7 protein-coding genes are annotated in these 13,218 nt (G+C 43.9%); 6 read left to right on the plus strand and 1 reads right to left on the minus strand.

The window, feature by feature from the left end:
• The first annotated feature begins 1,386 nt into the window (after positions 1-1,386).
• Complete coding sequence (locus ABD036_RS18165) at positions 1,387-3,897, plus strand: S8 family peptidase (RefSeq protein WP_343862500.1); 2,511 nt, start codon at positions 1,387-1,389, stop codon at positions 3,895-3,897.
• A 166-nt stretch (positions 3,898-4,063) separates the two neighbouring features.
• Positions 4,064-6,562: a S8 family peptidase gene (locus tag ABD036_RS18170; protein WP_343862502.1), complete on the plus strand. Its 2,499-nt coding sequence runs from the start codon at positions 4,064-4,066 to the stop codon at positions 6,560-6,562.
• A 924-nt stretch (positions 6,563-7,486) separates the two neighbouring features.
• Here ABD036_RS18170 and ABD036_RS18175 read toward each other — a convergent pair.
• Complete coding sequence (locus tag ABD036_RS18175; RefSeq protein ID WP_343862503.1) at positions 7,487-9,958, minus strand: S8 family serine peptidase; 2,472 nt, start codon at positions 9,956-9,958, stop codon at positions 7,487-7,489.
• Between the two features lie 354 nt (positions 9,959-10,312).
• Here ABD036_RS18175 and ABD036_RS18180 point away from each other — a divergent pair, with 354 nt between their 5' ends.
• From ABD036_RS18180 to apt, 4 genes are all read left to right on the plus strand, one after another.
• Complete coding sequence (locus ABD036_RS18180; RefSeq protein ID WP_343862505.1) at positions 10,313-10,756, plus strand: HvfA family oxazolone/thioamide-modified RiPP metallophore; 444 nt, start codon at positions 10,313-10,315, stop codon at positions 10,754-10,756.
• Positions 10,757-10,847: 91 nt separating this feature from the next.
• Entirely contained in the window at positions 10,848-11,699 is an 852-nt protein-coding gene (locus ABD036_RS18185; protein WP_343862529.1) for an HvfB family MNIO-type RiPP peptide maturase, read from the plus strand.
• Positions 11,700-12,446, plus strand: coding sequence for an HvfC family RiPP maturation protein (locus ABD036_RS18190; protein WP_343862507.1), 747 nt, complete (start codon positions 11,700-11,702; stop codon positions 12,444-12,446).
• A 231-nt stretch (positions 12,447-12,677) separates the two neighbouring features.
• On the plus strand, positions 12,678-13,214 hold the full coding sequence (apt, locus tag ABD036_RS18195) for an adenine phosphoribosyltransferase (RefSeq protein ID WP_343862508.1): 537 nt from the start codon (positions 12,678-12,680) through the stop codon (positions 13,212-13,214).
• Positions 13,215-13,218 lie beyond the last annotated feature (4 nt).

Below are 13,218 nucleotides of genomic sequence, written 5' to 3' on the forward strand. Positions count from 1 at the left end.
TGCGATTTACCTAACGAAGCGCCTTTATCGTTACCTGCATAGGTAGCCTTCCTCCTAAAGCCCAGCTTCGCTGTGCAAACCCACAAGAGAAACCATACCCATCGGGGTGTCATGCAATGCCTGTCCACGTAATCAGCGGCTAGGTGTCACACATCCCTGTGGCTTCATCCAGACCGACATCCATGTCGGTCGTGCGCTCGGGCGGAGCTTCGCTCCTAAAACATCCTCGCTTACCCCCGTGTGAGAGTAGCACACTGCCAGGCTCCCATTAGAAGAAAGGCTACCTATTTAGGTAGCCTTTTTTTATGCCTGCGATTTACCTAACGAAGCGCCTTTATCGTTACCTGCATAGGTAGCCTTCCTCCTAAGCCCAGCGTCGCTGTGCAAACCCACAAGAGAAACCATACCCATCGGGGGGTCAAGCAATGCCTGTCCACGTAATCAGCGGCTAGGTGTAAACCATCCATGGTGTATCGTCCAGTGCAGCATCCCTGCTGCCCGTTCCATCGGTTGACGCTTCTATGAAGCTAAAAACAACCGCTTCCACCCCCATGTGAGAGTAAAAAGTAATGGCAAAGAAATGTCATCCCCACAACGCAAACAACAACCGTCATCCCCACAACGCTCTTGGGTGGGGACCTCATTAGCTGTTGTCGAGGGTTAAAAACACGTAGGCTCTTCGCTTTAAACGGTACAAAACCTAAAATGAACTCATCCCTGATAACGCACCCAGCCACCACATCCATGTGCTGTCGTGCGGCTGGGCGGAACTGCGTTCCTAAAAATACCAGCCTTACCCCCACACCGCATAAAACTACCGTCATCCCCGCAACGCAAACAACAACCGTCATCCCCGCAACGCAAACAACAACCGTCATCCCCGCACCGCAAACAACAACCGTCATCCCCACAACGCAAACAACAAACGTCATCCCCACAACGCTCTTGGGTGGGGACCTCGTTAGCTGTTATCAGGGAGTTTAAACAAACGTAATCCCCACAGTGCTCTTGGGTGGGGACCTCGTTAGCTGTTATCGAGGAGTTAAAAAAAACCGTCATCTCTCACAACGCATACAACTACCGTCATCCCTGCTTTGCTTTTTAATACACACAGAGCGGGATCTTGTTTGTCTTTTGACATGGGATTAGAAAGATCCCAGCTAACTACATGCTGGGATGACGGTTTTTGCCGCTGGGACGACTAGTTCCCGCTGGGACTAGTAGATTTTTTAATCTGTAGGGAGGAGGTTTATTAGTTTATTTCTATTATTGATTTTATTCATCTCATAGGGGCAACTACCTATTTTCCAGCTGCTTTTCAATTGAGAGACTATTTAGGAAATCTAACAAATATAACAAATATCTAACAATTGGAGTTTGGAATAGATGAACAAATTTAAATTAACTGCTTTAGCGGCAGCCTCTTTAGCGATCACATTACCTACTCAGGTGCTGGCGCAAGCTGAAATTGGTGAGCAACTTGCACAAGTGCTACCAACAATGAGCGGCGAAGAAACAGTAATGGCGGTAATTACATTTGAGCAAATGAGCCCGGTTTCTGTTGAGCAAATTCGTGCGCTTAAAGCGTTAGGTATCGGCAAAGGAGTTCAGTTTTCGGCTGTGCCGGTAATGGGTGTTGTTGCTAATGCCGCACAAATTGAAGCGATTGCAGCTCGTGATGATGTACGTTCAGTTTGGTTAAACCGTAAACTAGACTACTTTAATGCCAATTCTCGTCAAATTACTGGTGTGGACAAAGTGCAAGGCGCTGATTTCATGAGCCGTAATGGCGGTATTGAGTATACGGGTAAAGGCGTGACCATCATGGTTAACGACTCCGGTATCGATGCGACGCATCAAGATCTTTTCTTTGGTGATGTTGTTGTTGATAATGTTCAAGCGGTAACTCATTCTTTAGATTTAGCTGAAACCGGTATCACTGATGGTTTTGTGGTCCGCGGTCAACATAATACAGATCTAAACGTAGGCCATGGTACTCATTGCGCTGGCACTATTGCAGGTTCTGGTGCCATGTCAGATGGTAAATACAAAGGTGTGGCTCCTGATGCTGACCTAGTTGGTTATGGTTCAGGTGCGGGCTTGTTTATCCTAGATGCCGTCGGCGGTTATGACTACGCAATTAATCATATATGGGATTATGAACATCCACTGCGTATTATGAGCAACTCTTGGGGGTCGAGCGGTAAATTTGATCCTAAAAGCCCTGTAGTGACGGCTTCATATGCCGCATATAAGTTTGGCATTTTATCTGTCTTTGCCGCTGGTAACTCAGGATCTGGCGAAAACAGTCACAACCCTTACGCGCAGATCCCATGGGGTATGTCAGTGGGCGCGGGTGACACTAACGGTAACTTAGTTGATTTTTCTTCTCGCGGTCTAGAATATGAAACAGGTACATTCACCATGCCGGACGGACAAGAATGGACCTACAATAACGAAGTCACCATAGTAGCCCCAGGTCGTTACACAATATCAACTCGCTCTTCAACCAATATGGTTGCTAATGGCGGGGATGATGATTTAGTTATCGAACCAGCGCACCTACCTTTTTATACTCGTATCTCTGGTACCTCGATGGCAACTCCCCATGCTGCAGGTGTAGCTGCGCTTATGATGGAAGCCAACCCTTCTCTTAACATTGACCAAATCAAACAGCTAATGAAAGAATCAGCTACCAACATGCCTGGTTATGAGTCCTGGGAAGTCGGTGCGGGATACATCAATGCACGTGCCGCTGTTGCAGCTGCTAAAGGCTTCGATGATGATCAGAAAAACTCGGTTAACAATAGTGATGATACCGTCTTTAATGCCAACGTTAATATGGAAGCTCAGCTTCTAAGTGAAGGAGCACTTGCGTTTGAAGCACTAGAATCACAAGTTGTAGAATTTGAAGTTGAAGAGGGGGCAAAAACTGTTACCGCTGGGGTGACAGCATTAACCAATATTAAAGTAGTTGTAGAGGCCCCAGATGGTCAAATCTATGAAGGTCCTTGGACAGATCCTATTTGGGATGGCAACTCTGTCGTTAGTGCACCAGCTCAAGTAGGTACATGGCGCCTGTCAATGCAAACTGATGCTTTTGGCCTTGAAATCCCCCCAGTAGGAGTCGCATATGAAGAAGATGCGCAAACCGAACATGCCAGTGATAATCACGTAAGTTATTGGGCATGGCAGGATATGCATACTGGAAACCAAGGCATGGGTGATGTGGTCGGACATCCGTTAGAAAGCGAAATAGAAACAGCAGTGCTAAGACGTCTTATGGACGGTCGTCCTTCTGGTAATTTTGCACCAGATGCAAACCTAACTCGTCAAGAATTAGCGAAAGCATTAGTCATGGGGGCATCGGTACGTCAACATCGCAGTTTAGACAATGAAGCTGATATTGTACTGAGCGGTGTGAATAACAAATATCGTCTGTATGCAGAATCTGTTGCTATGTCTGGTGCTGCATTAAAAGATGCTAAACAACAGTTTGGTCCTGTGATGATGGCTGATAATGGTGATTTTAGAGGCAAAGCCGCAGTAACGAAAACTGAACTTGCGTATAGCTTGGTGCAAGTTATCGGTAAGACTCAGGAAGCCCTAGATCTAGGTGAGGATCATCAGATCACCATTAATTACAATGGTGAGACGATTGCGCTTGCTGATCAAGATGCAATTCCAGCAAATATGCGCGGATTTGTGCAAATCGCACTAAACGAAGGACTTATGGGTGTTCGTTACAGTGTCGAGCAGGGGCCATTTGATTTGCAACCAACATTAGTTGCCAAATTTAACCCTGAAGATAGCGTTACGCGTGCGAGTTACGCAATTATCGCTAATAAGATCGACGACATGTACTTTATATCTGGAACCAGCGCCAACGCTGAATAATCTTGATAGACAATTCGCAAATCAATGCCCCGTTCGCGGGGCATTTTTATGGGGTATCTCTTTTGGGAAATTGGGGGTAACCCCCTATTTCTTATTCACCTTCAACTCGCCACACTACTTGCAACAAAACGTTTACATTCTTTGAATAACTAGAGCGAGCAAGATGATGAAAAAATTCACTATAAATGCTTTAGCCGCTGCAACTATGGCGCTAACACTACCATCTGATGCATTGGCTGAAGCTGTAATTGGTAAACAGTTAGCTGAATTGTTACCAACTATGACTAGCGCTGAAACGGTAATGGCGGTTGTCACTTACAATCAATTGGATCCTGTTTCTACGGATCAACTTGAGCACTTGTCAGGGCTAGGTATCAGCCAAGCTGTGCAGTTTTCATCTGTTCCAATTATCGGTGTCGTTGCAAACGTAGATCAAATCCAAGCCATCGCTCAACGTGATGATGTGCGCTCTGTTTGGCTAAATCGCCAACTAGAATATTTTAATTCAGATGCTCGTCAAATTACTGGAGTAGATGCTCTTCAGGGGGAAGACTTTGTTGCTCGTAACGGCATGGAATATACCGGTAAAGGCGTCACCATTATGGTGAATGATTCTGGTATTGATGCCACTCACCTTGATTTGTTCTTCGGTGACAAAGTAATCGATAACGTACAAGGTATCACCCATGCAAATGCATTGCGCATCACAGGCGTAACGGAAGGCATGGTGATAAAAAATCAACCCAATACTGATACCAATTCTGGGCACGGCACACACGTTGCTGGAACCATCGCGGGTTTAGGGACTATGTCTGATGGTAAATACGTTGGTGCTGCTCCTGATGCTAAGTTAGTTGGTTATGGGTCAGGGGCCGTTATTGCTATTTTGGATACGATAGGTGCGTATGATTATGCAATTAGCAATGTTTATAGCTACGAGAGTCCTTTAAGAGTGATGAGTAATTCTTGGGGAACCAGTGGTAAATTTGATCCTACAGGCCCTGTGGCGCTTGCCTCATACAAAGCGCATAAAGTGGGCATATTGTCTGTTTTTGCTGCTGGAAACTCAGGTTCAGGTGAAGATACAAACAATCCGTATGCCCAAATCCCGTGGGGAATGGCGATTGGCGCTGGCGAAAAGAATGGCACCTTAGCGAACTTCTCATCACGTGGTTACAAGTGGGAATCAGGGGACTTTAGTATGCCAGATGGCTCTGAATGGACCTACAACAATGAAATCACTGTTGTTGCTCCAGGGGTTAACATCATCTCAACTCGTGCCACTACCAATGCTGGTGCAAACGGTAAAGCGAATGACATAGGTGCAATGGATGAAGCTCATATCCCTTTCTATACCATGATATCAGGTACATCGATGGCAACACCTCATGTATCAGGTATTGTTGCTTTGATGCTTGAAGCTAACCCTAGTCTTGATAATTCGACTATCAAAAAGTTGATTCAAGAAACGGCAACTAACATGCCAGGTTATGAGCGATACGAAGTGGGTGCAGGTTATATCAATGCACGTGCTGCAGTTGCTGCAGCTAAAAATTATGATATGGATCATAAGACAACGGTAAACAACCTGCAGGAGAAAAGCTTCAATGCAAATGCAGTGATTGAAATTAGCGACAAAACCTATGAAGATACTATCTGGGCAACACCTGTAGGTTCTACAGAACCTGTATTACCTGATGAGTTTAAATTTGAAGTGCATCCAGAAGCTGTATGGGTAAAAGCCTCCGCAATGACCTTTGCCAATACTGCCAAATTAGTCTTAATCGATCCCCTAGGAAATGAATACTTTGGAAACATGACGCTACCGGTGTTAACCACACAAATGCGCGTAGCTGCACCTGCGATGGAAGGAATATGGACAGTTCGTGTTGATGGGATCACTACGTTATCAGGCGTTGCAATTGATCCCGCTGGCGCAACTAACGGTCCAATGTCACCTGATTATTATGATGTCACCATCACCTTTGAAGACTTAATTGGTTTTGAAGGCGTTGACGATATCGAAGGTCACCCTTATGAAAAAGCCATTCAGTATGCTGTTGGCGAGCGATTAGTCGATGGTTTTAACGACCGTGGGTTCCGTCCTGATGCGAAGTTAAAACGCAAAGACTTGGCTAAATATTTAGTCATGGGCGGTGCAGTTCGCCAATATCGTGACCTAGATAACGAGTCACAACCTCAGCTTACCTCTGTGCCTAAAGCATACAAAGCATTTGCTGAGTCTGTTTCAGTTTCAGGTGGTGCATTAAAAGACGATACGCGCAATCAAATGCCAATTATGCTTAACCAAGGTGGTGACTTTGATCCTAAAGGTCGTGTTACTAAACTAGACCTTGCTTACAGCTTGGTACAAGTGTTAGGGATGGAAGACGCGGCATTAGCCTTTGATGTGAACAGTGACATAACTGTTGATTACAAAGGTCAAAGTATTGTCCTTGCGGATCAAAATAGTATTCCAGAGCATTTGAAAGGTTATGTGCAAGTGGCCTTAGAACTTTCATTATTGAACGTTAATTATGGTTTAGAACAAGGTCCATACGACTTGATGCCTACGCTAACTGCTACGTTTAACCCAGATTACAGAGTATCTCGTGGTGAATACGCAATTACAGCAGGACGTTTGTCTGCTCAATACTTTCAATAAGCCATACTTTAAATAATAGCAAAGAGGCCTCATTGGCCTCTTTTTTTTGCCTTGCTTTTATACTCACCAGCAAGTTTGTTCAACATGGAATCTACAATTCCGCAATTTTTTAACTTCGTTTATCATACTAGAGTTAAATTCATTAGCCGTTTTTTAAATTGTAATGAGTGGAATTTAATCCTGTTTAAATTAACGCGTTAAATTCGTATTACGACATATCTTTTCTTAATTCCTTTTGAAAACGTACGCAAGTGCATAACCCAATCCAAATATAAATTCATTACAAGGTTTTATGCGAGACTTTAACGATGTTGATGCAACAATAAATAAACTGGACACCCACTCTATAGTTAATCGCGCCTTCAATCATTGCTAGCTTCGAAATAACAAAATAACAAGGACACCCACCTTAAAAACTAAGTTGACTATTCACTGAAAAATAAAGAATTACGAAGACACCCACTATAAAATTAAATACCCAAACGATTTACGAGGACAGTCACTGTTAAATTTACGTTAAGGGCACACCTTCTCCGTGCTTAGTCTATTTGGTTTGTATAACTTGCTTGCTAGGTAAACGGTAAAAGTTTTTAGAAAATGAAATAACAAGGACACCCACCTTAAAAACTAAGTTGCCCACTCACTGAAAAATAAAGAATTACGAAGACACCCACCTTAAAAAATCACATGGACACCTAACTTAAGACCTAAGTTGACCCCTCACTGAAACATAAAGAATTATTAAGACAGCTACTATAAAATTAAATACTCATGTAGCTCGGTGTTATACGCCAGCCCATTAGTTATCTGGACTGAGTTCGGATTACACTTTTATTAACAACACCTACCACCACCAATTAATTGGCAACAAAAAAGGCAGCCAAAGCTGCCTTTTTCACACGTTATTGAAACGATTACGACATGTTACTGCGCCATGAGCGGAGTCAATTGTGTCAGTGTCATTGCCATTGCAGCACGAGTGACTTGATTGTTTGGGTTAAAATGGGCTTTTAAAACTGGCTCCAAATCATAAGGACCTTGTTCAACACTGAATGAGGGTTGTAGTACACCTAAATTCAATGCTACTTGCACGTGCCCACGTAGTTCTGGCGCAATCAAGTGGCTGTCAGCAACTTCTACCCATTGGTCAAACATGAATACTTGCAAAGGCTGTTCTGAATCAACGTCATTAGCGGCTTGCTGTTGCCCCAAGGTTTGCACCACGGTATAGGCAAGATTTTCACGGGTCACAATAGTATTAGCACCAAACACGTCACTTGAGTCAGATTGCATGACGCCGTCATTTGCATATGCGCGATCTTTGAGTGATGCGCCCTCAGTAACGACTGCATTCATCGCTGCGGCTGTTGCTTCATCACTATCGATAAAGGTGTTGGCATCGCCTGCATTAGACTGACGAACTGCACCATAAACCATCATTATATTGGCTAAATCTGCTTTGGTTACAGTGTTATCAGGTTTAAACCCATTCTCGGTGCCATCAATCATGTGACTTGCAACGGCATATTTGATAAAGCTTTCTGCAGGATGGCCAATAGCATCATCGATGCCGTAGTAACTACCAATTGCGAATTGCTTAACAGTAACCACGGTTGACTCAGGAGCGGCAACTCCGTTAGTTAATCGCAAAGGATCAACACTAGTACCCGAGATACTTCCTATACCACCCATGTAAAGTTTCCACGTGCCTTGCATGCCAGGAGCTGAAGCTGCTCGGTTAGTTCCTTGAACGCCAACAAGTCCAATGCCTGAGCTATAACGATTACCAGCAGGGTCTTCAAGCACAAAAGCCGTACCTAATTCGATGGTGCCTGTGGCCATAATCATCGAAATGTTATCTTCAACGTAGAATTCTTTGACTTCAGTTTCGCCTACGGGAGAAAAACTAATTGGAATATCTTCTGATAACGGAGCTGATAAGTTGGCACCGGCATTGAATTCCATTGACGTTTTATTGTGATCGCCAAAGCGTGAATCCATTGTTAGAGACGCTTTGACTGCAGCATGGGCATTAACATAACCAGCACCCGCTTCCCAAGGTGCCCGACCTGGCATATTAGTCGCTGTATTTTGAAGGATATCTTTCACTTCACGCCAGCTCATATTTGGATTGGCTTCGAGCATCAAAGCAACGATCCCAGACACGTGCGGTGCCGCCATCGACGTCCCGCTATTGACTGTGTAAAAGGGCACCTGTGCAGGATCCATAAAATCAGCATCACTAGAAATAGAGATTGCGTTACTATAATTGGTACTTGAACGCACCGAGACTATATCAACGCCTGGCGCTGTGATGGTTGGCCGATCTTCCCACTCGAATGCTTCACCATCAACCTCAACTACGCCGCCTTTACCGGCAACACCGCGAGAACTAAAATCAGCTAAGTTACCATTTTTGTCGCCAGCGGCCACGGTAACGACCCATGGTGCCTTCTTAAAGTTACCCGTAATAGTCGACTCGCCTGAGCCAGAGTTACCGGCTGAGAAGACCACAACAATGCCGCGATCAGATAAGCGTTTGGTGACGATGTTGGTAGGATGATCTGGATTAAAATCAGATCCTACATCATTGGTTTGACCAAATGAATTCGAAATGACGCGAATATTGTAATCATATTGATGAGTTAAGGCGTAATCAAAGCCGCCCATCGTATCTAGAATATAGCGATAAGCTCCCGAGCCATAGCCGATGATATCTGCACCTGGCGCAACACCGGTGTGCAGGCCGTTGCTCATTGCACCATTGCCACCAATTGTGCCTGCTACATGGCTACCGTGGCCGGTGGCCACTTCCGTATTGGCAATGTTTTCTTGATAAAGAATAGGAACTATTCCGGTGTCAGCAAGTAAGTTGGCTTGTCCAGCTACGTTTTGTACCACGTGTTGTGGAAATTTTATGTCGTTGTGATTGCCATCGATACCGCTGTCGTTAACAACTACACCGATACCCCGTCCAGAGTAAGGGATACCTTTGTTACGCATGTTTTTATCAGCACGCAATTGTTGCACACCAGTAAGTTGAGTGGCTTCATGGTTCTCAAATGTGATGGCTTCATTTTCCCAAACAGACACAACGTCTTCACGGGCATAAATAGCTTCAATTTGTGATTTGGTTGCCAAGGCGCCAACAATGGGCAAGCTCTGCATGCTAACGCCGCTAATGCCTAAGGCGTTTAATGCATTTAGTTGTTCACTGCTAGGTGCGCCTTGTTGATCAAATGAAATAATGACTTGATGCAACTCGTCGTGACCAGAGCCAGCCAACAAGGATTGTAGTTCAGGGTCAAAGGTTTTGGCCTGTAGTGACGCACTCGCCAACGTTATAGCAATGGACGCCGACAGAAAATTCATTTTATTTTTAATTATATTTTTCATGGTAAAACCTTGCAGTGATTATTGAAGGCTTAGATTTTCATCAGGCGAGCGTAACTTCCATAGGGGTTTCCCCCTGTTTATGTAAAATTAGTGGAGGAAAACGAATTAATCGCGATGAATATTGAAAAAAATACCCACGAAATTTCGCGGAGTCTTAAGGTGACGCAGGTGAATTGTTTTCTATAATTGTGTAAATTCGGTGTGAAAATTGTGATTGGGCGGATATTTTGCGCCAGTGGGCGATTAATCAAACAAAACTAAATAAACTGAAATAAATTTTAAGGTACAAGGGTCTAATCGTTTGAATGCCACAAGCGTGTTTGAACTCACACAAAATGTTGAAAGGAAAAAATTATGAAACAGATTAATAAAACAACTATCGCCTCAACGGTCGGCGCGGTCGTCATCGGCTCACTAGCATCTGTGAGTTTAAGCGCAAATGCAGCAACGCCTTTTGGTCTTCAAACTTTAGATGCGGGATATATGCAATCGGCAGCTGAAGGCAAGTGCGGTGAAGGCAAATGTGGCGGTGATAAAGCCGGAAAAGAAGGCAAATGTGGCGGCGACAAAGCAGCTAAAGAAGGTAAGTGCGGCGAAGGCAAATGTGGCGGCGACAAAGCAGCTAAAGAAGGTAAGTGCGGCGAAGGCAAATGTGGCGGCGACAAAGCAGCTAAAGAAGGTAAGTGCGGCGAAGGTAAGTGCGGCGGCGACAAAGCAGCTAAAGAAGGCAAGTGCGGCGAAGGCAAATGTGGCGGCGACAAAGCAGCTAAAGAAGGTAAGTGTGGTGGTCAAGCTTAACCACTAACAATACCCAATGCTAGAATAAAGGTCGGCATTGCCGACCTTTTTAATGTGGCTACAAAGATTCAGAGTGAATAGAGAGTGGATGGTGATAAACAAAAAATTATCAGGTGTAGGTTTAGGACTTAGACGCGAAATGCTTGACGAACTGCTGCAATCAATTCCAGCCGAAGTCGATTTTTGGGAAGTCGCACCGGAGAATTGGATCCCTTTAGGGGGAAAATACCAACAGCAGTTGCAGCAAATTACGTCTCAATCTAATTTCGTAAATCATGGCTTATCCCTTTCAATTGGCAGTACGGATCCGCTTGATATTGCTTTTGTTAAAGATGTAAAAACGTTTTTAGACAAACACGACGTGCTTTTTTATAGCGAGCACTTAAGTTATTGCTCTGGTAAAGGTCATTTGTACGATTTAATGCCAATTCCTTTCACATCACAAGCGGTTGAGCATGTGGTTGACCGAGTGAAACAGGTACAAGATATTTTACAGCGGCCGCTGGTTCTGGAGAATGTGTCCTATTACGCTGCGCCAGGTCAACAAATGTCTGAGTTAGAATTTACCCTAGAAGTACTAGAACGCTCAGGCTGCTTATTGTTGCTTGATGTCAACAATATCTATGTTAACTCTATCAATCATGGCTATGATGCTGCTGAATTTTTGCAAGCATTGCCCAGCGGTAAAATTGCATACGGTCATATAGCTGGACACTTCGACGAAGCAGATGATCTCAAAGTCGATACTCATGGCGCTGACGTTATTCAACCAGTGTGGGACTTATTAGAGCAAGCCTACCAATTGCATGGGGTTTTCCCCACATTATTGGAGCGAGATTTTAATATTCCACCTATACAAGAGCTCCTTGTTGAAGTGCGGAAAATCAAAGCAATTCAACAACGGGTCGAAAAAAGTCAGCCACTAGCTGGAGTATCCGCTTAAATGAAGTCTTTCCAACAAATTCAATCCGACTTTGTTAACCACATTAGAGATCCACAATCTGCTACTTTGAGCGCAGATATCGAAGATCGGCGATTAAAAATTTATCGTGAATTATTTTTTAATAATATACTGGGTTTTTTGAATTCAGGATTTCCGGTTTTAGCGAGTATTTACGGTGAGCAAAAATGGCAACAACTTGCCCGACAGTTTTTTATAAAGCATGCCTGCCGCTCTCCGTACTTCGTCGATATCAGCAAGGAATTTGTTGAGTATTTAAGTAATGAACACCAAAAGAGTGATGACGATCCGGCTTTCTTTAAAGAGCTTGCTCATTATGAATGGTTAGAGCTTGATATCAGTATTCGCAAAACACAGCAATCTGCTGTTGCTTGGGATGGCCACTCCAGCGTCGAGCGAGTATCGCTCTCTCAAGCCTCAACCCTTGCTGGTTATCAATACCCAGTCCATCAACTTAGCAAAAGCAATCAAGCGGTGGAAGTTTCAGCTGCTGTATACATTGTGGTTTACCGAAAAGTGGATTTTGAAGTTGGTTTTACCGTGGTCAATGCGGTGACGGCTCATATGCTGCAGTTATTTCAACAAAATGAGTCATTATTTGTCGATGACATCGAGCAGAAAATGGTAGATGCATTGCCGCAAATTCCAGCAAAACAAGTTAAAACGGGTGTCATTGAAACGATAGAACAACTTCTAAAACAGCAAATTCTGCTGATCCCAGAAGATTAATCACTGTTAATTTTAGGCTCTTTGCATTACTATTTAGCGCTTCGAAAACATGCATACATTGGAGCCAAATCATGCAAGAACCCACTGCTACAAAAGATCCATTCAACTGGACCTACTTTTTGATTGCCGTAGCTGTACTGATTGCTATCCCGCTTAGCCATGTAATTATGGGATGGTTCGTATACTACCTGTAAGCCTGTTAAATTAAAGCTTGTCGCAAAGAGGATGTCCGTGTCAGCTGATTATATTAAGTCCATAATAAAAACCGTAGTCGATTATCCCAAAGATGGGATTATGTTTAGAGACGTTACCTCTGTACTTGAAGATCATCAGGCATTTTCAACCAGTATCGAACTCATGATTGACGTTTTCAAACCAATGAATTTTGACAAGGTCGCCGGCACAGAAGCCAGAGGGTTTTTGTTTGGTGCACCCTTAGCCATTGAATTGGGTATTGGGTTCGTGCCAGTGAGAAAGCCTGGTAAATTACCCAGAAAAACCATTTCGGAAAGTTACGAATTAGAATATGGCATGGATACCTTAGAGATCCATGAAGATGCGATTAAGCCGGGTGAGCGAGTGTTGATGATCGACGATTTACTCGCCACTGGTGGCACCATGATTGCCACTGCAAATCTTATTCGTCGTTTGGGTGGTATCGCTGAACACGCCGGTTTCGTTATTTCGCTACCGGATCTCGGTGGCGAGGATAAACTTAATCAAGACGGCATCACATGCTTTTCAATTTGTAGTTTTGACGGTGAATAAAAAC

This window comes from Aliiglaciecola litoralis (assembly GCF_039523355.1).
Taxonomy (GTDB): domain Bacteria; phylum Pseudomonadota; class Gammaproteobacteria; order Enterobacterales; family Alteromonadaceae; genus Aliiglaciecola; species Aliiglaciecola litoralis.